Origin of the sequence: Thermonema lapsum, from assembly GCF_011761635.1 — a bacterium.
Taxonomy (GTDB): Bacteria; Bacteroidota; Bacteroidia; order Cytophagales; family Thermonemataceae; genus Thermonema; species Thermonema lapsum.
Genome location: NZ_JAASRN010000001.1, coordinates 618,768 through 641,748, shown reverse-complemented (window position 1 = coordinate 641,748; position 22,981 = coordinate 618,768). Strand labels below are relative to the sequence as shown.

Genomic DNA, 22,981 nt, shown 5'->3' with positions numbered 1-22,981 from the left:
AACGGCAAAAGTCCTAAAGAACGGCATTAAAGTAGTAAAAGAATTTCAATTCCACATTGGTGCGATTAAAACTTAACCTGCATGAAAGCACGCCTTTTCCGTCTATATTTCAATTCCACATTGGTGCGATTAAAACACGAAGCCAAGCAAAAGGCGAGGACGGACGAAAAGGATTTCAATTCCACATTGGTGCGATTAAAACTTGCCCTCGTAGAAGGGGGCGGGCTTCTATCCCTTATTTCAATTCCACATTGGTGCGATTAAAACTTGAATTGTTTTAAATACCGTCGACGCTATCTTGCCGAATTTCAATTCCACATTGGTGCGATTAAAACCGGCGTCGATGCAGTAACCTCTCTTTCCGAGCTCGATTTCAATTCCACATTGGTGCGATTAAAACAGTGAAGAAACCCTGAAGAGTATTGACCAGTTCCTTCATTTCAATTCCACATTGGTGCGATTAAAACCGGAGTTTACGAGCTTTGTAGAACAATCGAAAAAGAATTTCAATTCCACATTGGTGCGATTAAAACAAATAGCTTTTCTAAAATCTTTTCTTCATATAAGATTTCAATTCCACATTGGTGCGATTAAAACTGTCGTACGAACAGAAGAGATTTTTGTTCGTACACGATTTCAATTCCACATTGGTGCGATTAAAACCCGTATTCCACTTCTATTGCCTGCATTGCCGATATAAGAATTTCAATTCCACATTGGTGCGATTAAAACGATGCCAGCGCTCCGAGCAAGGAACTGCCTGAATGAATTTCAATTCCACATTGGTGCGATTAAAACTCGTGGTAAATATAGAGGAAATATGCGAATAAGTCAAGCGTAAGCGGTATTTTTTTTCTGAGAGAAATGTAAAAAGTCGTCGAACGGCAATAGTGTAATTTTGCCTGGAGTTCGACGACTTTGGTTAATTCATTGATAATCAGCTATTTACTTGCTGTTTTTTCTGAAAAGCACTCGCGATTCTGTGCTTTTTTCTTCCCAAAAGAAGGCGATCGACGACTTGAATTTGTTTAATGTGCTGATAATCAGCTTTTTAGTTCTATATAGGTATTTTCGCTGTCGAAGTCGTCGTTGCGCTGGGCACGCAGGCGCTTGGCTTCTTTCAGCTCAAAAGCTGGCTGCTCGAAGCGGTAAACCACGCTGCCGTTGCTTTGTGCTATGGCTTCGCCGTGCCAGTCCACAATGAGCTCTTTCATTACCTTGCGGGCTACTGCCCGTGGCGCCTTGATGCTATTTTGAGGGTCATGGAGCAGTTGCGTTTCGGGCAGGGTGTCGTTGCCGCTGCTGATGTGGGTGAATAGGTTTTTCATGACCAATTTGCGCACATTGTTGCGCAGGCGTTCTTTTTCTTTTCGTCTTACCCAAAATGAACGCAAGATAGGCACTGTGAAGAAAATGACCGAGAACAAAAAAGGCACCCAGCCCAAGAAAATATCGGTATGTGCCCAAAAGCCGCTTGCCATCGGATCGGGCTCGGAGCCAATAACAAACAAGGCACCAAAAAGCAAGTTGAATAAGTTCATAGCAGCGATGCCTACATTGCGCCATCGGCTGTTGCCGGTCAAGACGTAGGGGGCTTCGTATTCGTTCCAATACCACACCACCGGATGGTCGCCCTCTTTCGATACGCTGCGGGTGAGCTCTTCGAAGTCGCCATACAAAACCCCGTTTTCAGATATGCGGGCTTGTCCGTCGTAGCGTACCAAACACTCGGTTAAGAAATCATTGGCTTGGTCTTCGTTCCAACCTGCCAAGGCTTTCACTTCGGGCATCACCACAATGCCTTTGTTTTGGCGGGCAAAGGCGGCTAACTCTTTGTGGTTGTTGAGCGGGTCTTCTTGGGGGCGTGGCGGACCAAACACAAAATCATAAACCGAGGCAATGAAGCTTTTCTTTTTGGTCTTGCCTATGGTTGCCGTGCGCGGCTCGTAAGTTTTGTAGGGGAAGCCGTAAGGGTCTCGGCGGTAAACGCTGGCATTGGTGAGGGTGTTCCAAATCCATATTTCTTGAAAGATGCGCGCAATCATATAGAACACGCCCGAGAGGTCGGGTCCTCGGTTTCTGTCGTCGCGATTGCCAGAGCTGAGCGCCAGCAAGGCGGTAATGAGCAAAACCACAAAAATAACGAAATAGACGACCAAAGTAACGGCAATCCATGCTTTAAAGAACACCTGAAAGCCTTTCCATAGAGCAGCTTTGATTTCGTCCCAGCGTTCTTCCCATGTTTTTTGGTCGCGGCGGCGCAAGCTGTCGCCAAAATCATAAATCAAATCGCCCCCTTGAGTTACCCGCAGGCGGCAGTGATAGCGCTCTATGAGCAACTGCATAGCTTCACGCACCTCGTCGAGTGGCAAGCCGCTTTGAGCGGCGGCGTCGCTCAAGCTCAGATGCTTGTTTTTTTCTACCACCTTCTCAAGGGCTTTCACTTTTTGTTTCAGTTCTTCCATTTCGAATTTGTCCGTTTTTTAGTGTTTACATCACTACGAAAGTAGCCCAACTATTGGGCGCAGAATACGCTGCTTTGCGTGTTCGTTGTGGTATGCCTTTAGGCTTTGTTTGTTTCGAATATAAAAAGAATTTGCTTGCCTCGTACAAAAAGCATCAAACAACTACATGCGTTTTGTGGTAGTTTGTGCATCCGATGTACCACGGACTCATGAGGAGGGGGCGGCGCTGGCTTTTCGAACAAGCGCATGACAACGACGCATCGCCCCACCTTCGAGAAAAGAAGTTCTTGGCATGCAAAGCGTCGTGCCATTCCTGTGCTTGTGTGCTTGGGGAGGCTTGCTATGCAGAGCCCCAAAGTAAAAATAGAAGACGAGGCTGAAAGGGGGGTATCGGCATTCTGGAGCATGTGCGTGCTGGCTACCATCGTTTTTCTTTACAAAAGGAAAACCGCCCTTCGATTCCACGAGTCAAGCAACAGACTTTTTTATATCCTAAGCCATTTTTTGGGCTGCCTGCAGGCTTTTCATTAGTTTTGGCTCAAAAAAAGGACTATGCTCAAAGTCAAAATTGTCAACAAATCGAAACACCCTTTGCCTTCTTATGCCACTGTGGGCTCGGCAGGCATGGACTTGCGCGCCAACCTCGACGCCCCCCTTACTTTGCAGCCTTTGGAGCGGGCGCTTATCCCCACTGGCTTGTATGTGCAGCTACCTAAAGGCTATGAAGGGCAGATACGCGCACGCAGCGGGCTTTCTATCAAAAAAGGCATCACGCTTATCAACGGCGTGGGAACGCTCGACTCAGACTATACCGGCGAAATCAAACTGGGCGTGGTGAATCTTTCAAACGAGCCCTATACCATAGCCGACGGCGAGCGGCTGGCTCAATTGGTGGTTGCCCGTTATGAACAGGTCGAATGGGAGCCGGTCGAAACGCTCACAGCAACCGAAAGGGGCGAAGGTGGCTTCGGCAGCACAGGCATCCAATAGCCTTCTTCTTTGCAACCAAAAGCTTTGCCGGCAAGCTTTTGCTTGTCGTTTGGTTTTCTATGAAAAAACATGTTGGTTATGGAAAAAAAGCAAGCAGCCGTTGCCGGCGCTACAGGCTTAACAGGCAATTACCTCTGCCAATTATTAGGAAAAAGTGAGGCTTATGCAAAAGTGTGGGCGCTCGTTAGGCGGGCAACCGATTTGCCCGGAGGGGTGAGCCCTTTGCTTGTCGATTGGGAACAAATAGAGGCGCTTCCCTTGGATGCCCCGCTCAATGAAGCCTTTTGTTGCTTGGGCACCACCATGAAAAAAGCCGGCTCAAAAGAAGCCTTTCGCAGAGTGGACTACGACTACGTGCTTGCTTTTGCGCGTTGGGCTCATACACACGGATGCCGCCGCTTCTTTGTGGTTACGGCTATGGGCGCAAACAAACACTCTGTTTTCTTTTACAATAGAGTGAAAGGAGCAGTAGAAGAAGCTTTGGCTCAAATAGGCTTTGAAAGTCTTTACCTGTTTCGTCCTTCTTTGCTGTTGGGGCAACGCCGCGAGTCGCGCCCGGTAGAACAAATCAGCGCCCGTTTATCGGTTTTCTTCCGCCCGCTCATACCGCTACCTTATCGTCCAGTAGAAGCCGAGCGCGTGGCTTGGGCTATGTATCGTTGCGCGCAAAATCCGCAAAAAGGAAAATTTATTATTGAAAATGACCAAATATTGAAATTCTCTTCTTGATTTGCTAACTTTCGCACAAGCACTAAACCTACCAACAACATGGAAGAAAGATATGTGGACCTCAAAAGCCTGCAATTCGTTTTGTATGACGTTCTGAATGCAGAGCAACTTACTCAGTACGAGCACTATAAAGACCATGACCGCAGCTCGTTCGATATGGTCATAGAGGCAGCCAAACAGATAGCAGACCGTTTGTTGTATCCCAATTATCGTGAGATGGACAAGCAGGAGTCCGACTTTGTGGACGGCAAGGTAAAGGTGCACCCGGTTATTTTGGAATATGTGAAAGCCATGGGCGAAGCCGGCATGATTGGTGCCACTTTCTCGTATGAAGACGGAGGGCAACAACTGCCGCACCTGTTGCAGATGGCAATGAACTATATTCAAGGGGCAGCCAACAACGGGGCTACCATGTTTGTAGGCTTGACTACCGGTGCCGCTCGTCTGATAAAAAATTTCGCTAAACAAGAACTGAAGGACATTTACCTGCCCAAGATGTTGTCGGGAGAGTGGCAAGGCACCATGGCACTTACCGAGCCGCAAGCTGGCAGCTCGTTGTCCGATATCGTCAGCTCGGCAAGCCCTACAGACCAAGAAGGTGTGTATAAAATCAAGGGGCAGAAAATATTCATTTCGGCAGGCGACTACGAAGGTGCCGAAAATGTGGTGCACTTGATGCTGGCGCGCATCGATGGGGCACCGGCAGGTACCAAAGGCATTTCGCTTTTCATCGTGCCCAAGTATCGCATAGAAAACGGGCAACTCGTGGACAACGATGTGGTTACTGCTGCTATTTACCACAAGATGGGGCAGAAATGCACCCCCGCCGTGCACTTTGTTGCTGGCGACAAAGACAACTGCTACGGTTGGCTGGTAGGTGAGCCGCATCAAGGCTTGAAATACATGTTCCAAATGATGAACGAGGCACGCATAGGCGTGGGCATCATGTCGGCAGCCATTGCTTCTATGGCTTATCACGCTTCGTTGAAATATGCGCATGAGCGTCCGCAGGGGCGTCGCCTGAGTGAAAAAGACCAAAAGACCACGCCGCAGACGCTCATCATCAACCATCCGGACGTGCGCCGCATGCTGCTTTTTCAAAAGGCAGTGAGCGAAGGTGCCTTGATGCTGACGGCACAAGCCGCTTTCTATGCCGATATGCTGGAGGTAACCGAAGGCGAGGAGCGCGAACGTTATCAGTTGTTGCTCGACCTGCTTACGCCCATAGTCAAGACCTACCCTTCGGAGTATGGCATCCAGTCGGTAAGTGCAGGATTGCAGGTGCTGGGCGGTTACGGATACACTACCGATTTCTCACTTGAGCAGATGTATCGCGACATACGCATCACCACCATTTACGAGGGAACCACCGGTATTCAATCGTTGGACTTGCTGGGGCGCAAAATCGTTGCCAAGAATGGCAAGGCTGCTATGTTGTTGACCGAAGAAATAGGTCAAACCCTGCAGGCAGCGCTCACCTTCGACGACCTAAAATCCTATGCAGAGCTTCTGCAAAAGGAGATGGGGCGTCTGCAGCAAGTCATGCAAAAACTGATGGGCTATGCCATGAAGGGCGATGTGGAGCGCTACATGGCAGATGCCGTTTTGTTTATGGAGATGTCGAGCCTGATTGTGGTGGCGTGGATGTGGCTGAAGATGGCAGTAACTGCTAAGCAAAAGTTGGTTGCCGGCGGCTTAGACGAAGAATCGGAGCGTTTCTATGAAAGTAAGCTGCATACCATGCGTTTCTTCTTCCATTACGAATTGCCTAAAACCAAATGGCTTGCTACTCGCCTTATGGATGATGTCTTCTTGACGCTGCCCGAAGAAAAAGAGGTTATCCTTTAAGCCAACATACAGGGTATGCATCTGTTAGTAGAAAAGCCTGCTTTTGCTGTCTATGAGCAAAGGCAGGCTTTTTCTTTCGTGTGGGTTCACTTTTTCAAGGCTACTTTTTATTCTATTCCTTTTCGTGCAAAGCAATGACGAGCGTAATGGCGCCAAGCATTTTTTTGCAATATGGCTCTTCTTTAATGGCATTTAATAGTGCATTGTAAGCTGTTTCATCCAAAGCATTCACTACACTCAGGCACTCGTAGATATAATCCTTAAAGGCAGAACTCTGCACGTAGGAAAGGTCTCGCGATACCTGTTCTTTTTCTTGCTCCTTGAGTTTGTCGTAGCGACGCTTATAATTGTTTATGATGTGGTCGGTGTTGTCGAGGTCTATGAGTTCAACCAAAAGCTCTTGCACGATGGGATGCAGTTTGTCTATCTTCTTGTAGGCACAATCGCATATGCTTTCGGCAAGGTCAGTTGCCTTTTGGTTGGGGTCAATGGCAGGAGGGCTGTCTTCTTCCTCTTTTTCGCTATTACTGTTGGTGGTAATATAATAAACTAAGGGATGGCATTGTTTTTTTTCATTCAGTTCTTGCTTGATTACCTCTATTTGAGCATCAGATAAGTTCATTTCTTTGATTTTGCCCAGACAGCTGCTTACTACGCTCTTGAATTTGTCTCTCAAAGCGTCGATGTCTTGTTCTACCTTTTTTTGCTCTTGAGCGCTGAGCTGGTTATAGCGCGCTTTGAGGTTGCGCGCCGCGGTTTCTTCGCCCAGGTCCACATAATCGTACATGTATTGCACGATGACTCGATGGTATTGTTTTACTTCTTTATCGATGCATTCGCAAGCTTTATCAATCAGTTGGCGAATGTTTTGTGCCTGCATAGGTGTACATACCAAAACCATGAGGCTGAGAGCTAAGGAAAAAAGGATACTTTGCATAAACTTTGTGTTTTGAGGAGATGAGAAATTAAGTTTGTTCGGTTTCTTTCGGTTTTTGTTTTATTAGCATAGATGTAGGCATAAGGCTGCAGGCAGAAGCATTCATAATGCATTTGAAAGTCAATTGCTTGCTCATGGCTTATGCTACCATCTTGCACCCGTTGAGCACAGCGCTCCACTGCCGGGCGTTTGCTGAGGTCTTGCATACGCTGTGCACTTTTGGCTAACCTATGGCGGGCACATTGGGCATTTTTTCACTGAATAGGGGGCGACTTTGGCTTCTCTCTATTTCAGCTTGTCTTTTGTGTATATCTGAATAGCGGGGCGTCTGCTTTCGAATTGGTCGGAGAGGCAAGTACAAAGCGCATGCGCCAACGGTTTGGCTTAGTTTGCCGGCGGTGTTTTGTTCTGAGAAAAGCTCACCGGCAGAAAGAAGACAAAAAGAAGTCTTTGCATAGAATAAATGACGGTTTGCCTACAAACCAATATAGGCAAAATAGATGCCCAACCCAAAGAAAATGCTCACATTTTTTGGATATAAAAATTATTCTTTCGCCAACTTCAGCTTTTTAGAGCCATTTCTTCCGTTTAAAATACCACAAAAACACAAGAGAAGAGACAAGCATCAAGCCCAGTGAGAGGGGGTAACCGTAGGTCCACTTAATTTCAGGCATGAACTCGAAGTTCATACCGTAGATGCTGGCAATAAGGGTAGGAGGCATGAAAACTACCGTTACCACCGTAAATATCTTGATGACGTGGTTTTGCTCTATGTTGACCAAACCAAGGAAGGTATTTTGCAAATATTCGAGTCGCTGAAAGCTGAAATCGGCGTGTTGAAGCAGCGAATTGATGTCTTTGATAACAATGCGCAGACGCTCTTTTTCTTCGTCTGGAATCATGGTGCTTTTGAGCAGAGAGGATACTACCCGCTGTTTGTCTATGATGCTTTCGCGGATAAGGATGGTGTTTTCTTGCAGTTCGGTAAGTTTGAGCAGTATTTCTTCTTGATATTCTTTGTCTCGGATGATTTTCTTACTGATGTGGTTGGTTACTCGGCTCAAATACTCGATGAAGTCAGCATCCAAGTCGATGCGTGTTTCCAGTATCATCATCCAGATTTGTGTGCCGCGGGTAATATAACCGGGCGACATGGTCTTGAGTCGGCGCACCACGTCGGCAAAGGCTTTGAAGTCGTTGTTGCGCAGGGTAAATAAAATGCCGTTTTTCAAGATGAAAGACACCTGCCGTGCTACGTAGAATTTGTTTTCATAGACCACGAAGGTGTTGTTGGCTTCTATGACTCGTTGGTCTTCATAGTAACGCGAGCTACTTTCGATTTCGGCGGCTTCTTGAGGGGTGAAAAATTCAATTCCGTAGAGCTCTTCTACTGTGCGTTTTTCCTGCTCGCTGGGCGATTGCAGGTCAATCCATATAACGTTTTGAAAGTCTTGGATTTCAGTTTCTGGATTGTTGAGCTTCACCCATTTGATTTCTTGTGCTTCGTTGAGGTAAAAAATGCGAATCATCCCCCTCGTTGTTTTAAAGATTTCACTATGCGCAAAAAAGGCAGCGGCAATTTAACACGAATTTAGTTGTCATCATAACGGGAGGTCGTGTTTGTTTTTGCTTTTGGTTTTTCAACGCCGCCTATTACCAATACAAATTCGCCTTTGATGGTGCCGCCTTGCGCATAGTGGGCAAGCACCGAATCGATGCTGCCGCGCACGGTTTCTGCAAACAATTTACTGATTTCGCGCACGACGGCTATGGGACGCTCGCCCCCAAAGTGCTCTTTGAGCTGCTGTAGGGTCTTGAGCAGGCGATGCGGCGACTCATACAGCACAATGGTGCGGCTTTCGTTTGCCAGCTCTTGCAAGCGCGTTTGGCGCCCTTTTTTGTGAGGCAAAAAACCCTCAAACACAAAGCGCTCACAAGGCAGCCCCGATTGCACCAGCGCAGGCACAAAAGCGGTAGCCCCGGGCAGGCACTCCACAGACAGCCCCGCTTGCACGCAAGCACGCACCAGCAAAAAACCCGGGTCGGAAATGGCTGGGGTGCCTGCATCCGAAACCAAGGCAAGCCGTTCGCCCTGCTGCATGCGGGCAATCAAGCGGCTGATTTGGGCGTGCTCGTTGTGGGCGTGGTAGCTCTGCACAGGTTTTTGAATATCGAAATGCTGCAACAGCTTTTTGGTGTTGCGCGTGTCTTCGGCAAGGATGGCATCTACACTCTTGAGCACTTCCACAGCTCGGAAGGTCATGTCTTGTAAATTGCCGATGGGCGTAGGCACCACTGTAAGGGCGGCAAGAGCGGGTTGCTGTTCAGCCATAAGATGCAATTGCTTGAATGTTTTTGCAAAGGTAGGGCTTTCTTTGCGTGAAAAGAAGTCTTTTTCGAAGCCTACTTTGCTTTTTGCTGCCAAAAGCTTGCGCAAACGTTTTTCTTAGCCTGTCGAAATGTTGTAGATTTGAAGGCTTGATTTTTTGAAATCGCAGATTATGAAAACAGGTGTTTGTACTATAAGAGCCGCCATGCTTGACGATATGCCGGCAGTGCATGCCTTGATTGCCGAGCTGGCAGCCTACGAAAGGGCTGCCCACGAGCACACCAACACGCTGGAGCAGCTCAAGCACGACTTCGTTCATGGTTATTTTGGCTGTTTGGTGGCAGAGCAGGCAGCTGAGGTCGTTGGCATTTTGCTGTATTGCTTTCCTTATTCCACTTGGAAAGGGCGTGTGTTTTATATAGAAGACATCGTGGTAAAAGAAAGCGCACGAGGGCAGGGCATTGGCAAACGGCTTTTCGATGAGGCGTTGCGTCTGGCAAAAGCTGCCCATGTGGGGCGCGTGGCGTGGCAGGTGTTGGCATGGAACGAGCCCGCCATTCGCTTTTACAAACGCATGCCAGTAACCTTCGATGCCGAGTGGGTGAACTGTCGCATGACCCCCACACAGGTAGAGGACTATCTGAAAGGGCTCGAAACAGCATAAGCAACTCACATTCATCAATGTTTATACGTTATGAAAGACATTCAACCCAAAGTAGGCATCATCATGGGCAGCAAGTCCGATTGGCAGGTGATGAAGGAAGCAGCTTCTTTTTTGGAAGAAATGCAAGTGCCTTATGAAGTGCAAATTGTGTCGGCACATCGCACGCCCGAACGCATGTTCGATTATGCTCGCCAAGCCCGTGGGCGTGGCATTCGTGTGATTATAGCCGGTGCCGGTGGAGCGGCTCATTTACCGGGCATGGTGGCTTCGCTCACTACTTTGCCGGTCATTGGGGTGCCTATCAAATCACGCAATTCCATAGACGGATGGGATTCGGTCTTATCTATTTTGCAGATGCCTGCGGGCGTGCCCGTAGCGACGGTAGCCCTCGACGGCGCACGCAATGCAGCTATTTTGGCAAGTCAGATATTGGCTGCTTTTGATGAAACCCTTGCCCGCCGCCTCGAAGATTTTAAAGCGGCTTTGAAAGAAAAAATTTACCGTCAGCAACAAGAATTGGACGAAGAACTGGATGTTTAGTTTGCTGGAAGCGCTCTTTTGTTTATGCAAACCAACAAGCTTTTGGAAATAGTAGTCTTGGATAGTCATCCGTTGGATGTGGGCGACTTGGATTGGTCTGAGCTACGCAGCTTGGGAACACTGACCCTCTATGAACACACTGCGCCCGGTGAAGTAGTTGCTCGTGCGTCTTCTGCCGAGGTGGTCTTGGTCAATAAAGTGGTGCTCGACCGCCCCATCCTCGAACAACTGCCCCGCCTCAAATACATAGGGCTGCTGGCGAGTGGCTATAACAACGTGGACATAGCCTATGCCCGGGAGCGGGGCATCGTGGTAACCAACGCTTCGGGGTATGGCACCATGTCGGTAGCACAGCACACGTTGGCGTTGATGCTGGCTGCTTGCAATGAAATTCCTTTGCACAACAGCAGCACCCACGAAGGCGAATGGAAAGGTGGCTGGTGTTACTGGAAACGCCCTATTGTGGAGCTTGCAGGCAAACAACTGGGCATCGTAGGTTTGGGCAATATAGGTTATCAAGTCTCGCGCATGGCACGGGCATTGGGCATGTGGGTAGTGGCGCATCACCCCGACAAAGCAGAGGTGCAGCGCAAAGGTGCCCGTTGGGTGCCCCTCGATGAACTGTTTGCCACCAGCGATGTGGTGAGTTTGCACTGCCCGCTGACAGCCGAAACTGAAAAGCTGGTGAATGCCCAGCGCCTGTCGTTGATGAAGCCCACGGCTGTGTTGGTCAATACCGCACGCGGTGCCCTCATTGATGAGGAGGCTTTGTTCGAAGCTTTGAAAAACCACCGCATCAAAGCCGCCGCCTTGGATGTGCTCACACAAGAACCACCGCCGCCCGGGCATCCGCTGCTTACTTTGCCTAATTGTATTGTAACGCCCCACAATGCATGGAGTAGCTACGAGTCGCGCAGCCGTTTGCTGGCTATTGTCGTGGACAACTTGCGTGCCTTCATAGAAGGGAATCCTAAAAATGTGGTCAATTTCTGATAAGGAGGTGGTTTTATACTATGCCAAGGGCGTGGATGGGGGGATGTGCATAGCTCGTTTTATGCCGTTGAGCGCTATCTGAGGACTACCACTGTACATTGGGTGAGCAATCAGCACCCTTTGGAAGTGCTTTTGCTCAGACTTGTGAAGCTGTTTGTGTTCCCGTCTTTGGGCAAGTGCCTTATCGTTTGTTTATGGAAAAAGCAGATGGTTGGGGGGTGGCAGAAGGCTTCAACACTATGAAAGCACTTGCGCCTTTTTAGGATGAACCTCCTTTGTTGCTTCTTGCCCGACAGTATAATGTTCCGTTTGGGTGTTGGGCACATTGTTGGTTGGGCAACGGCTGCTTTCTCGGTAGTGTTTGAAGTGGGTCCATGCCAGCATGACCGAAGAGAAGTAAGAGACATAATCAAAGAAAAGATAGCCAAGATGCCCCATGATAAGCGCCACAGCAAAAACACTTGCCCAAAGCCACAGGCGGCGCACAGTGGGAGAGGGGGGCACTTTTCGACTGGCTCGATACACGGCAAAGTAACTGATGGCAATAAACAGCAGGTCCAGCCAAAGGCTTTCGAGCAGTAAGCTGCTTATGTTTCCTATGGTTGCCAGCATGGGCAGTGCCAGGCAATGTATCAGACAAATGAAAGCATTGAGCATTCCCAAGCGGTCTGCCCAGTGCGAATCGGACGCAGGAGAAGAGGGTGCAGCCATGAACGATAAAAGTTAAGCGTTTGATGCCATTGGGGGCACTTGCATAACCATTTTTTTTGCAACAAAGTTGCAAAAAAAGGAGACAATGAGCAAGTGTCTCAGGAAGAAGTGAGGAAATAGCCCTGTAAATCAATGAGTTTTTGCATGGGGAAGCGTCGAAAAAGCGGATGCTTTTCTTGCGAAGGCAGGCGGCTGAGCGCTTCGTGGTCAAAGAAGGCAAGGCGGTCTATGAGCGGGCTTTTTACTTCCGGGTCGTAGCCTACTTTCAGATTTTCGGTAGAGTAGCGTGGGGCGCTTACCTCAAAAAACAATTCCACGCCGTGCAAGGGAGGCAGCAACAACTCATGTACAAAAAGAAAGCGGCAGAAATCCACTTCCAATCCACATTCTTCTTTAAATTCACGCTTAAGGCACTCTTCTGCCGTTTCGCCAAAGAGCATACCGCCGCCGGGGGGTGTCCAAAGGTAGCGCTCTTTGCCCATACGGTGCCGTATAAGCAGCAGTTTGTTTTCTTGGAACAGCAAACCACAACAGCGTACACGCAGACGGTTGCCAAATGTATCGACGACTTCTTGTGAGAGCTCAGACATAGTGAATGATTTTCTTTGCTTTCAATGCTTCTAATTGTGCTGTGTCTATGCCCAGCGCTTGCAATACACTTTGGGTGTGGGCGCCCAAGTCAGGGGCGGGAGCAGGTGGTGGCAGTGGGTGGTTGCGGAAACCAATAGGTAAGGCAATGCTTTTGTAGCTGCCCAGCACGGGGTGAGGGATTTCCACAAATGCCTGACGTGCCTGTAAATGAGGGTCTTGTTCCAGTTCATCGAGGCTATAGATGGGACTGATGAGCAGCTCGTGTTCGGCATCAAGGCGCAACCACTCTTCTCGGCTTTTACTTTCAAACAAAGCAGCCAATTGTGCTCGGCAGTGGGCTTTCTTTTCGGCAGAGGTGTTTTGGTCCAGCCCCAAGCCCAGCAGTTCGGGTTTGCCTATAGCTTCACAAAAGCGCATCCAGAATTTGGGTTCAAGTGCGGCAAAGGCTATCCATTTGCCGTCTTTGCAGCGATACACCTCGTAGTTGATGAGCCCACCAGCGAGAGGCATGGTTTCGCGCGTGGGCAGCTGTCCGTTTGCCCAGTATTCTGCCATTAAGAGGTGGAGCATGGGCAGCGCCCCTTGAGTCATCGACACATCGACATGCTCGCCTTGTTGGCTGCGGTGGCGTGCCAGTAGGGCGGTAAGCGTGCCCATGACTGCCATATAACTACCGCCCGCAATGTCGGCAATTTGCACAGGGGGCAAGAGGGGTTTGTCTTGGTGTGTGTTCAATCCCAGAATGCCGCTGTAGGCAAGGTAGTTGAGGTCGTGCCCTGCCCGGGAGGCGTATGGTCCGTTTTGCCCATATCCGGAAATGGAAACATAAATAAGGCGGGGGTGGATTTGTGCCAATGACTCATAATCCAAGCCATATTGAGACAAATAGCCGGGACGGAACTGTTCTACCACCACATCGGCAGTTTTGATGAGCTCTATGAGTAGCTGCCGTCCTTCGGGGCGAGTGTAGTCAATGGCTACATTTTTCTTCGAACGGTTGAGGGCAAGGTAGTTTGCCGAAAAACTCTCGCCTTTGTCTGTGGTGTAAAAAGGTGGGTAGTGGCGCACATAGTCGGGCTGTTGAGGTAGCTCTACTTTGATGACTTCTGCGCCCAAGTCTGCCAGAAACAGGGTTGCCAGCGGACCGGGCAGCAGCCGGCTCAGGTCTATCACGCGGATGCCACGCAGGGGGGCTTCGCTCATAAGGTATCAGATTTTTTCTTTAACATTGCTTTGAAAATACAAAAACGCATGAAGTGCTGCTACTTTTTGCCCTTGTTGTTGTTTGCTTGCCTTGCTTTGTGGGCGTGCGAGGACTATGAAGCAAGTGATGACCGTATGTATGGTGTGCCCAACGAGGCGGCTATAGGCAACGTGAAGATAAAGGAGTTGTTGGAAGAAGCGGCTGAAGAAGAGCCTTCGGCATATGTATATACCAAGCTGGCACAGTGGGTGTGGCACAACGAAAGACGTCTACCTTTGGCTTTGAGTTATACCAGTCAAGCCTTGCGCTTGGATTCTACCTATGCTTGGGCGTGGTACCTGCGTGGACGCCTGCTCTTGGAACAGAAAAAGCCGCAAGAAGCGCTCATTGCCTTAGAGAAAGCGCGTGATTATGGCTATGCCGATGCTGCACTCTGGCTGAGTCTGGGAGAAGGCTATCGCAGAACGGGCGACTCGGCAAGGTGTATGCAAGCTTTGTTGGAAGCTCGCCGTCGCTTGCCCTATAGCCCACTCACTTTTTTAGCCTTAGGCAAGGCATATTTTCAATTTGGTGCACCAGCAGAAGCCGAACAGGCACTGCGCACCGCCTTGGCAAAAGAGCCCCGGCAAGTAGAAGGGTATTATTTCCTGTTGAAAACATGGGAAGCACAAGACAAGCAGCAAGAGGTAGATAGCTTATTGGCAAGGGCGTTGCGCCGTTTGCCCGCTTCCGATACATTATGGTACTACCATGCACAGCGGCTCGCCGGCAAACGCATGACAGATAGTGCTTTGGTATGTTATAGAAAGACCTTGCAGCTAAATCCACTGCATGTAGCAGCACGTTATCAATTAGCAGAACAGCTCACTTTGCGTTACGCTTGGGATGAAGCCTGCGAGCACTTCCGTTATTTGGCAAACCACGACCAACTGCCAGCACGCACGGCTTATTATTTGGGGCTTTGTGCCATCAAAGCCAAGGAGTATGAAGAGGCTGTCGAATGGCTGGAAAGGGCAGTAAAAATCAATCCGGGCGATACGCAAGCCAAAAGTTATTTGTATTATGCCCGCAGTTTGCGCGATGGCACTTGGGTGCCCCCTGCACAAGATTCGACCAGGGCTACTGGCAGCGAAACAGAAATATTGCGCACGCCCATCGTGCCTTCTGTGGAGATGCCCAAGCCTAAAATTCAATTGCCGGCACTAAGCAAAGACACACTACCCTAAGAGGCGCTGTGGCTTGACCAAACTCGGCAAATAAGTTCATTTTTGCGCATTTGAAGTGTTTTTAGCATTGAAGCTTTCTTTCGGCGATGAAAATAGACCGGAGCGGCATCAATAAGAAGTTGAATGTGAAAACTGTGTTTTGTGTTAGCATTCGCGAGGGAGGCGTGCTCGAAATGAAAGCTTGGCTAAAAAAGACGGGCATCAGCTTCGGTGCTTGTTCCTTATCCAGTTGTGTTCGAAAAAAGCTTGCCTAAGTCGTGCTTCGTTGCCCGATGCTTTGGGCAACTCCTTTCGCTTCTTTCGCACTTCTTTCATAAAATTTTTAGCTTTGCAAACCAAAGACAAACGAAAACAGGAATCCTGCAATGGAAGAAAAAATAAAAATCACACTGCCCGATGGCACTGTACGGGAGTATCCCAAAGGAGTTACCGGCTTGGAAATAGCCCAGTCGATTAGCGAGGGCTTAGCCCGCAATGTATTAGCCGCTTTGGTAGATGGTGAAATATGGGATGCTACCCGTCCTATTGAAAAAGATGCCCAAGTACGTTTGCTTACATGGAACGATGAAGGAGGTAAATATGCCTTTTGGCACTCATCGGCGCACTTGCTTGCCGAAGCGCTCGAAGCGCTGTATCCGGGCGTGAAGTTTGGCATTGGACCGCCTTCTGAGCGTGGCGGTTTTTACTACGACGTGGATTTGTCGGCAGTGGAAGCGCTCAAAGGGCGGGGGCTTTCCGAAGAGGACCTGCCCAAGATAGAAGCCAAGATGAAGGAGCTGGCACAGCAGAAGAACCCTTATGTTCGTAAGGAGGTACCCAAAAAAGAAGCCATAGAGTTCTTCCAGAAAAAAGGCGACCCCTATAAGTTGGAGTTGCTCGAGGAGCTCAACGATGGGGAAATTACCTTCTATCAACAGGGCAACTTTATTGACCTCTGCCGTGGTCCCCACATTCCACATACAGGATTGATTAAGGCGGTGAAGCTGCTCAACGTAGCCGGTGCCTATTGGCGCGGCGATGAAAAGCGTCCGCAGCTTACCCGTATTTATGGCATTACTTTCCCCAAAGAATCGGAGCTGAAAGACTATTTGCACAAGCTGGAAGAAGCCAAAAAACGCGACCACCGCAAATTGGGCAAAGAGCTGGAGCTCTTTACCTTCTCCGACAAGGTGGGGGCTGGTTTGCCTTTGTGGTTGCCCAAAGGGGCAGTGATGCGCGAGCGACTGGAGAACTTCTTGCGGCGGGCACAAGTAAAAGCAGGCTACCAGCAAGTGGTTACCCCGCATATCGGAAAGAAAGATTTGTACGTAACCTCGGGGCACTGGGAAAAATACGGTAAGGATTCTTTTCAACCCATACGCACCCCCGAAGAGGAAGAGTATTTACTCAAACCGATGAACTGCCCGCATCACTGCGAGATTTACAAATCGCGCCCGCGCTCGTATCGCGACTTGCCTCTGCGCTTGGCAGAGTTTGGTACGGTATATCGTTATGAGCAAAGCGGCGAGCTGCATGGCTTGACCCGTGTGCGTGGCTTTACCCAAGACGACGCCCACATTTTCTGCCGCCCCGACCAAGTGAAGGAAGAATTTGGCAAGGTGATAGACCTTGTGTTGTATGTGTTCAAAGCTTTGGGATTCGACGACTACACGGCACAAATATCTCTGCGCGACCCCAACAACAAAGAAAAGTACTTCGGCAAGGATGAAGACTGGGCGCGTGCCGAGCGTGAAATCATAGAGGTAGCTCAGGAAAAAGGGCTCAATACCATTACAGTGGAGGGAGAGGCTGCTTTTTATGGTCCTAAACTCGACTTTATGGTGAGCGATGCGCTGGGGCGCAAGTGGCAGCTGGGCACCATTCAGGTAGATTATCAATTGCCGGCGCGCTTTGAATTGGAATACATCGGTGCCGACAACCAGCGCTACCGTCCGGTGATGATTCACCGTGCGCCTTTCGGTTCGCTGGAACGCTTTGTGGCGGTCTTGCTGGAGCACTGTGCTGGCAACCTGCCGCTTTGGCTGGCTCCCGAACAGGTGGCTGTGTTGCCTATATCCGATAAATATGCCGACTATGCCGACCAAGTCATGAGCCGTCTGATGGAAGAGGACATACGCGGTTTTGTGGACCACCGCGCCGAAAAGATAGGGCGCAAAATCCGCGATGCCGAAGTGAAGAAGATTCCTTATATGCTTATTGTGGGCGAAAAAGAAGCAGAGGAGGGAAACGTAGCGGTTCGCCGACACGGTGAAGGCGACAAGGGAACTTTCAGCTTGGAAGACTTTATCAAGCATTTTAAAGAAGAAACCAAAATCGCAGACTAACCCATGAAGCTTTATTTCCAAGAAGTAGGGGCGGGAACGCCCCTCTTGATTTTACATGGTTTGTTTGGCTCGGGCGACAACTGGATGACCATTGCTCGGCGTTTGGCAGAGGAAGAAAATTATCACATTTATCTGTTGGACCTGCGTAACCACGGGCGTTCCCCTCACAGCGAAGAGTGGACCTACGAAGCTATGAGTGAAGATGTGCGCCAGTTTATTGAGGAGCATGGCTTGCAGCGCCCCATTGTGTTGGGGCACTCTATGGGAGGCAAGGTGAGCATGTGGTTGGCTTGCCGCCATCCTGATTTGTTGCGAGCCCTTGTCGTTGCCGATATTGCTCCACGGGCTTATCCGATTCATCACGATGTCATCATAGAGGGATTGCTGGCTATTCCTGTGGAAATCATCAAAAGCCGCGGGGAAGCCGACCAAATACTGAGTCGCTATGTGCCAGAGATGGGCGTACGCCAATTCCTTCTGAAGAATCTGTACCGCACGGAAGAGGGGGGCTATGCTTGGCGTATGAACCTCAAAATCATAGCGAGTCAGCTGTCCAATGTGGTGGAGGGGTTGCCCAGCGATTGTAGGGTCGATTTGCCGGCACTTTTCATCAGAGGTTTAAACTCCGCTTATGTGCGTGACAAAGATATCGCTGTGATTCAGCGGCATTTTCCACATGCACAGATTGCCGACATAGCCGATGCGGGGCACTGGTTGCATGCCGAGCAGCCCGAGTTGTTTTTACAGCATCTGAAAAGTTTTTTACGAGAGTTGGACGCCTAAAACGAGCACGTCGTCTGTTTGCGGCTGAATGCCTTTCCACTGAAAGAAAGCCTCTTTGATGTAGTCTTTATGCTCATTGAAAGGTTTGCCGAAAAGCCTTTCAATGAGCTTTACGAAGCGCCTGCGTTTGAACCGGCAATTGGCTTCAGAGCCTATTTGGTCAATATAGCCGTCACTGCTTAAAAAAAGCTCTGTACCTTGAGTGTAGGGGATGCGCTCGCTTTGATAGCCCGTTCCATTATTGAAGATACTACTGATACCAGCTTGTTGGGGGCGAATCATCGATACCTTACCTGCATGCAGTAGGTACAAGGGGATGCCCGCTCCGGCATACTCAATGTATTGCTCTGATTGGTGAATACGCAGTACTGCCAGCTCCATGCCATCACGCACGACTTTGTCGGGCGAGCTGTTTTGGGTGTGGTCGAAAAGCGAATGTATGTTCTCGTCTATAAGCTGAATAAGTTGGTGCGGGGGGATGTCTGGGTTGAGAAGCAATGCCTGACGCAGTGCCATGATGCCTATGCTGGTCAGTATGCCACCGGGCACGCCGTGCCCAGTGCAGTCACCTAAGATTATGTAAGTAAAGTCTTTGGAGTAATGCAGATAATAAAAGTCGCCGCTGATAAGGTCGCAAGGTTGCCAAAAGACAAAGAAAGGGAACGGCATTTGTTGTAGTGTTTGTTGTGAGGGCAGCAAGGCTTCTTGTATGCGTTGGGCGTAGTTGAGGCTTTCAATGATTTTGCGTTTTTCTGCTTCTGCCAAGTTTTTTTGCTGCTGTATTTCTTCAATCTTTTTACGGATGTTTTCTTTTTGTTGCTCTTTGGTTTTTTGTAGCTCTTGCAGTTCTTTTTCTATGAGGGCTCTGTTTCTTTCGTTTTGTACCTGAAACAGATAGTAGTTCTGGTCGGAAGTGTCTGTAATGGTGCAGAGTATAAGGGGTTCACCCTCTACCCACTCGGCATGAAAGCTATAGTCATAGATGCCTTTTTCTTTGCCCAGGTGGGTAGTCTCTACTCTGGGAAAGAAGATAGGAGCATCACCGGGTGTCAGATGCTCAAAGATGCTTTGCAAACTGCCTATGAAAGGGTCAGCGTCATAAATAGACACTGCCTTTTGCAAGCATGCTTGAAGGTCGGGAGTTACTTCTACGATGCTGCCATCTGTTTTGAACAGAATGCCGCTGCTATAATAAGCCTTGTGTGTATGTTTCAGAAGATGCTCCAAGTGGCTATATGTTGACTTTTTTTCCATCTTGTTCTAATAACTTTTGTGCCATGCTCCGGAACATAGCTTCGACATTTTCGCCAGTTTTAGCACTGGTTATGAAATCACAGGGCACTGGGGCTTCCTCTACGAGGTCTTTTTTGTTGCCAACAATCATATATACCGCTTCGGGCAGTATGTTTTTTACATAGGCTAAGTCTTCTTCTATGTGTTCATAGGTAGAGGGGCGGGTCATATCAAACACATAAAAGACGCCCTTGGACCCCAAATAATAAGATGGAGGTACTTTTTCTTGACGCACTTCGCCAGCTATATCCCATATCATCATGTTGAGTATGCAGTGGTCGAACTCCACTACCTTTTTGTCTACCTTTACTCCCAAGGTGGTGTGGTATTGCTCAGAGAAACGCGAGTGCACGTATCTTTGCACCAGTGATGTTTTACCAACGCCAAAATTGCCAATCAAAATGATTTTTTTGCTGTAGCTTTTCTTGGATGTCATGGTATTTGCCTTTTAGTTTGTAAAAGTAGTCTTCCGATTTTTCGCAGTGTTCTATAAATGCTTCTTTTAATTGCAGCCCGTCTATTGTTTCTTTGGGTTTACCAGCCAGATGCCTGCGTTCAAACTCTATCAGGTAGTCCAGCAGCTGCTCTTTGTACTGAGTCGTTACAATGCCCGACACAACCACTGCCAGATAATAGCTGAATGAGTCTTTCAGTATGATGGTCGTATCGCCGTATTCGATGGAACCCAGCTCGCCTTTATCTTTATGAAAGGCGTCTTTCACAAAGCTTTTGATGGCGGTGAGCATGCCGGCAATCAAATCTTCGTCCACGGTATCGTTGCGGGTATAGTGTGCCAACAAAATACCCGATTCTTGTTCTATAATAAAGCCCTCTTCTATGATAGGGCGCTGTGCTTGTGCCAGTAGTACGTCTTTCTGTTTAATGCCAAATAAGGAAAGGAACTCACGTTTGATGCTGCTCCACGAAAAGGTGTCGTTCAGCTGTTTATCTATCTTTTCCGAGAGCTTGGCAAGCTCTACCTGTATGTACTTACGCACCAGCTTGCCAATGATGGGGTAGAGGGCATCTACCATTTCGTGTTGAGAGTTTTTGATTTGTTGGCGGATGGCTTGGGCTACGTTGCTGCCAGACATCTCTGCCAAGCGCTGCTCTATGACTTGTATTTTTCGCTCAACCACTGGCTCCAGCACTTTGGGCAATTCTTTTTCTTTGAGCAAGCGAAGCTCTTGAAATATCATCTGTTTTACCGCTTCGTTTTGCCGCTCTATGACCTCTTCGAAGAGGCTGAAAAATATGTCTACTTTATGTTCATCACTCATTGCGGTTGCTGTTTTGTAGTAGCTTATGCATAAACTCTGAGTCGGCTATGCCGGAAGGATACATGCCCCACTGGCTTTGTAGCTCTTTAATCGCTTCTTCGGTTTCTTGGTTGAAGATACCATCGATTTTTATGGGGCGGTGCTGTTTCGAAATCAGTTTTTGCATCTGCCATACGGTTTCGCCTGTGTCGCCGCGGCGCAGTACTTTACCATTTAACAAACGATGTGCCCTGTAAAGTTGCGGTGCTATGCCCTGTTCTTCTATGTATCGAATGGATTGATTATCAAAGCCTTTTCCTTTGAGCTCTTTGGATTGCATAAGGCGGCTTTCTAAGATGTTTAGTTCTTTGAGTAGTTGTTGGTAATGAAGAGATGCCTGTACACTCTGAGGGTTTGACTCGTCGGGGAAGCGCACATCGATGTCGTGGTTATACCACGCCTGACGGGCAAAGCGTCCTACTTCATAGCATAGCTCAAAATAGCGCTCCACCACTTGCCTGTCGTAGTAGTTGACGTCGATGGCTTTTGTTTTCGCCTCGTAGTCGTAGTCGTTAGGAGGCGAAAATTTACGCAGTTGCCGATATTGATTGTATCCGATGGTGCCCAACACAATGAGAATTAAAGGGAATAAAATTCTTTTCATGTTTCCTTGAATTTAGAGGATTGACAAACCAATAATAACAAAAGTCGATGAATTTACTCATCGACTCGACGAACGAATGGACAAACTCTTTGAACGAATTGCGAAACTCTTTAAATGAAGTACTGTTTTACAGCTTGTTGAGCTGGTTAAGGAAGTCTTCACGGTAGGTTTTGCCTATGGGGATGTGCTTCTTGCCAATGATGACGCTATTGTCTTCTATGGCTTCGATTTTTTCCTTGTCTATGATATAGGAGCGGTGAATGCGACGAAAACGACCGGGGGCGTGCTTTTCTAGTTCCGTCTCGAAGTTTTTCATGCTGGAATAGACCACCAACTGCCGCCCAGTGGTGGTATGAATCACCGCATAGTCTGCCATAGCTTCTATATAGAGAATGTCGTTGAGGCGCACTTTTACTAGCTTCTGGTCTATCTTTACAAATATCTCCTGCTCACTGCCCTCTTCGTTGCTTGCTTGCTTGTTTTTGTTGGAGGCGCCTTTCAAAAAAGCGTGTGCTTTGTTCAGCGCTTTCAGGAAGCGGTGAAATTCAGGCGGTTTTACGATGTAGTCCACGGCATCCAGCTCGAAGGCTTCTACGGCAAAATCGGGATTGGCAGTAACCAAGATGGTTGCCGGTGGATTTTTGAGCGATTTGAGTAGTTCAATGCCTGATAGTTGTGGCATTTCTATGTCTAAAAACATGATATCGACCGACTCCTCGTGGAGAAAGCTGTATGCCTCTTGTGGATCGTTGAATACTTGTTTGCATTCGACTATGCCAGACTTTTCTGCAAATCCCCGCAGGATGGTAGTCATTACGGGATTGTCGTCTACAATGATGCAACTGAGCTTTTTCATATCGGATATGTGTAGTTTATACGTATTTTGGGTTATACTGCTTCTATTGGGTAGTGGTTGCTTCTAAGCGAGAAGCGGCTTTTTTCCTTATTTTTTCTATTTTATTTTTCAACAAACTATCAGCTTTTTTCGGTTCTCTAAATACAGGGCGAGGTTTTGACTTTTGTGTAGTGTTTTGTTTCAAGTCCCACAAATCGAAGCGTTGAGTGTTGGCGCGTAAGTTCAATGAATCGACTACCGCGCTGTATATTTGGTTCATGTGAGAGAGGTCGTGCTCCATATAGTAGTTATAGGTACGGTAAAACTGTGTGGAATCGGTGTGATATTTGGCAAGTAATTCGTTGCGTAGGGCTTTAAATGCCGCTTTGGCGGTATCGTTGTTGGGCTGCGAAAACAGATAAGGTGTAATGGCGTCGAGGGTGTGTAGGTCTACGAGTATGCGTATCATGGTAGAGTCGTCCAAGAGTTCAAACTTGCTTTGTTCGGGCTGTTGTGGGCTTGTGCAAGCAAAGAACGTAAATAGCCCAGCTTTCAATATAAAAAAAAGATTGATTTTGTTCATCTTGCGTATCAAT

At 48.3% G+C, this 22,981-nt stretch carries 23 protein-coding genes and 1 CRISPR repeat array; of the genes, 10 read left to right on the top strand and 13 right to left on the bottom strand.

Features of this window, described 5'->3' with window-relative positions:
- Nucleotides 1-42: 42 nt before the first annotated feature.
- Nucleotides 43-798: a CRISPR direct-repeat array (repeat unit 30 nt; unit sequence ATTTCAATTCCACATTGGTGCGATTAAAAC).
- 245 nt (nt 799-1,043) lie between these two features.
- Nucleotides 1,044-2,465: a hypothetical protein gene (locus tag FHS56_RS02750; RefSeq protein WP_166918347.1), complete on the bottom strand. Its 1,422-nt coding sequence runs from the start codon at nt 2,463-2,465 to the stop codon at nt 1,044-1,046.
- A gap of 246 nt (nt 2,466-2,711) precedes the next feature.
- Here FHS56_RS02750 and FHS56_RS02745 point away from each other — a divergent pair, with 246 nt between their 5' ends.
- From FHS56_RS02745 to FHS56_RS02730, 4 genes are all read left to right on the top strand, one after another.
- Nucleotides 2,712-2,996: a hypothetical protein gene (locus tag FHS56_RS02745; protein WP_166918346.1), complete on the top strand. Its 285-nt coding sequence runs from the start codon at nt 2,712-2,714 to the stop codon at nt 2,994-2,996.
- 21 nt (nt 2,997-3,017) lie between these two features.
- A complete protein-coding gene (dut, locus tag FHS56_RS02740; RefSeq protein ID WP_166918345.1) occupies nt 3,018-3,455 on the top strand; it encodes a dUTP diphosphatase in 438 nt (145 codons plus the stop codon).
- A 78-nt stretch (nt 3,456-3,533) separates the two neighbouring features.
- A complete protein-coding gene (locus FHS56_RS02735) occupies nt 3,534-4,184 on the top strand; it encodes a Rossmann-fold NAD(P)-binding domain-containing protein (RefSeq protein WP_166918344.1) in 651 nt (216 codons plus the stop codon).
- Between the two features lie 39 nt (nt 4,185-4,223).
- Nucleotides 4,224-6,032 (top strand): acyl-CoA dehydrogenase, encoded by a 1,809-nt coding sequence (locus FHS56_RS02730; RefSeq protein WP_166918343.1) that lies wholly within the window; start codon nt 4,224-4,226, stop codon nt 6,030-6,032.
- Nucleotides 6,033-6,144: 112 nt separating this feature from the next.
- Here the strand turns inward: FHS56_RS02730 and FHS56_RS02725 are convergent, their stop codons facing one another.
- The 3 genes from FHS56_RS02725 to rsmI all read right to left on the bottom strand — a co-directional run bounded on the left by FHS56_RS02725 (nt 6,145) and on the right by rsmI (nt 9,301).
- Nucleotides 6,145-6,969, bottom strand: a complete 825-nt coding sequence (locus tag FHS56_RS02725) for a hypothetical protein (RefSeq protein ID WP_166918342.1) — start codon at nt 6,967-6,969, stop codon at nt 6,145-6,147.
- Nucleotides 6,970-7,538: 569 nt separating this feature from the next.
- Complete coding sequence (gene corA / locus FHS56_RS02720; protein WP_166918341.1) at nt 7,539-8,498, bottom strand: magnesium/cobalt transporter CorA; 960 nt, start codon at nt 8,496-8,498, stop codon at nt 7,539-7,541.
- Nucleotides 8,499-8,560: 62 nt separating this feature from the next.
- Complete coding sequence (gene rsmI, locus FHS56_RS02715) at nt 8,561-9,301, bottom strand: 16S rRNA (cytidine(1402)-2'-O)-methyltransferase (RefSeq protein WP_166918340.1); 741 nt, start codon at nt 9,299-9,301, stop codon at nt 8,561-8,563.
- Nucleotides 9,302-9,470: 169 nt separating this feature from the next.
- Here rsmI and FHS56_RS02710 point away from each other — a divergent pair, with 169 nt between their 5' ends.
- From FHS56_RS02710 to FHS56_RS02700, 3 genes are read left to right on the top strand one after another with little or no spacing between them, the layout of a single operon-like run.
- On the top strand, nt 9,471-9,962 hold the full coding sequence (locus tag FHS56_RS02710; protein WP_166918339.1) for a GNAT family N-acetyltransferase: 492 nt from the start codon (nt 9,471-9,473) through the stop codon (nt 9,960-9,962).
- Between the two features lie 30 nt (nt 9,963-9,992).
- A complete protein-coding gene (gene purE / locus FHS56_RS02705; RefSeq protein WP_243844131.1) occupies nt 9,993-10,502 on the top strand; it encodes a 5-(carboxyamino)imidazole ribonucleotide mutase in 510 nt (169 codons plus the stop codon).
- 24 nt (nt 10,503-10,526) lie between these two features.
- On the top strand, nt 10,527-11,495 hold the full coding sequence (locus FHS56_RS02700) for a D-2-hydroxyacid dehydrogenase (RefSeq protein ID WP_243844130.1): 969 nt from the start codon (nt 10,527-10,529) through the stop codon (nt 11,493-11,495).
- A 237-nt stretch (nt 11,496-11,732) separates the two neighbouring features.
- Here the strand turns inward: FHS56_RS02700 and FHS56_RS02695 are convergent, their stop codons facing one another.
- The 3 genes from FHS56_RS02695 to FHS56_RS02685 all read right to left on the bottom strand — a co-directional run bounded on the left by FHS56_RS02695 (nt 11,733) and on the right by FHS56_RS02685 (nt 14,000).
- Complete coding sequence (locus tag FHS56_RS02695; protein ID WP_166918338.1) at nt 11,733-12,206, bottom strand: MerC domain-containing protein; 474 nt, start codon at nt 12,204-12,206, stop codon at nt 11,733-11,735.
- Between the two features lie 98 nt (nt 12,207-12,304).
- Complete coding sequence (locus tag FHS56_RS02690; protein ID WP_166918337.1) at nt 12,305-12,796, bottom strand: NUDIX domain-containing protein; 492 nt, start codon at nt 12,794-12,796, stop codon at nt 12,305-12,307.
- The gene (locus tag FHS56_RS02685; RefSeq protein ID WP_166918336.1) at nt 12,789-14,000 is read right to left on the bottom strand and encodes a CaiB/BaiF CoA transferase family protein; all 1,212 of its coding nucleotides are present in this window, start codon (nt 13,998-14,000) and stop codon (nt 12,789-12,791) included. Before FHS56_RS02685 ends, FHS56_RS02690 begins: the two co-directional genes overlap by 8 nt.
- A gap of 48 nt (nt 14,001-14,048) precedes the next feature.
- Between FHS56_RS02685 and FHS56_RS02680 the strand changes: the two genes are divergently transcribed.
- The 3 genes from FHS56_RS02680 (at nt 14,049) to FHS56_RS02670 (ending at nt 18,334) form a co-directional block, all read left to right on the top strand.
- Nucleotides 14,049-15,227 (top strand): tetratricopeptide repeat protein, encoded by a 1,179-nt coding sequence (locus tag FHS56_RS02680; RefSeq protein ID WP_166918335.1) that lies wholly within the window; start codon nt 14,049-14,051, stop codon nt 15,225-15,227.
- A 365-nt stretch (nt 15,228-15,592) separates the two neighbouring features.
- Nucleotides 15,593-17,551, top strand: a complete 1,959-nt coding sequence (gene thrS, locus FHS56_RS02675; protein ID WP_166918334.1) for a threonine--tRNA ligase — start codon at nt 15,593-15,595, stop codon at nt 17,549-17,551.
- A gap of 3 nt (nt 17,552-17,554) precedes the next feature.
- Nucleotides 17,555-18,334 (top strand): alpha/beta fold hydrolase, encoded by a 780-nt coding sequence (locus tag FHS56_RS02670; RefSeq protein WP_166918333.1) that lies wholly within the window; start codon nt 17,555-17,557, stop codon nt 18,332-18,334.
- Here FHS56_RS02670 and FHS56_RS02665 read toward each other — a convergent pair.
- The 6 genes from FHS56_RS02665 to FHS56_RS02640 form a co-directional block, all read right to left on the bottom strand.
- Nucleotides 18,314-19,588: a PP2C family protein-serine/threonine phosphatase gene (locus FHS56_RS02665; protein ID WP_166918332.1), complete on the bottom strand. Its 1,275-nt coding sequence runs from the start codon at nt 19,586-19,588 to the stop codon at nt 18,314-18,316. The two genes, FHS56_RS02670 and FHS56_RS02665, sit on opposite strands and share 21 nt — an antisense overlap.
- Nucleotides 19,566-19,991 carry a Rab family GTPase gene (locus tag FHS56_RS02660; protein ID WP_317165651.1) on the bottom strand — a complete coding sequence of 142 codons (426 nt, stop codon included), beginning with the start codon at nt 19,989-19,991 and terminating at the stop codon, nt 19,566-19,568. Before FHS56_RS02660 ends, FHS56_RS02665 begins: the two co-directional genes overlap by 23 nt.
- Nucleotides 19,992-20,001: 10 nt before the next feature.
- The gene (locus FHS56_RS02655; RefSeq protein ID WP_166918330.1) at nt 20,002-20,907 is read right to left on the bottom strand and encodes a hypothetical protein; all 906 of its coding nucleotides are present in this window, start codon (nt 20,905-20,907) and stop codon (nt 20,002-20,004) included.
- Nucleotides 20,900-21,550: a peptidoglycan-binding domain-containing protein gene (locus FHS56_RS02650; protein ID WP_166918329.1), complete on the bottom strand. Its 651-nt coding sequence runs from the start codon at nt 21,548-21,550 to the stop codon at nt 20,900-20,902. The genes FHS56_RS02655 and FHS56_RS02650 overlap by 8 nt, the downstream gene beginning before the upstream one ends.
- 127 nt (nt 21,551-21,677) lie before the next feature.
- Nucleotides 21,678-22,406 carry a LytR/AlgR family response regulator transcription factor gene (locus FHS56_RS02645; protein WP_166918328.1) on the bottom strand — a complete coding sequence of 243 codons (729 nt, stop codon included), beginning with the start codon at nt 22,404-22,406 and terminating at the stop codon, nt 21,678-21,680.
- A 43-nt stretch (nt 22,407-22,449) separates the two neighbouring features.
- On the bottom strand, nt 22,450-22,968 hold the full coding sequence (locus tag FHS56_RS02640) for a DUF4296 domain-containing protein (RefSeq protein WP_166918327.1): 519 nt from the start codon (nt 22,966-22,968) through the stop codon (nt 22,450-22,452).
- Nucleotides 22,969-22,981 lie beyond the last annotated feature (13 nt).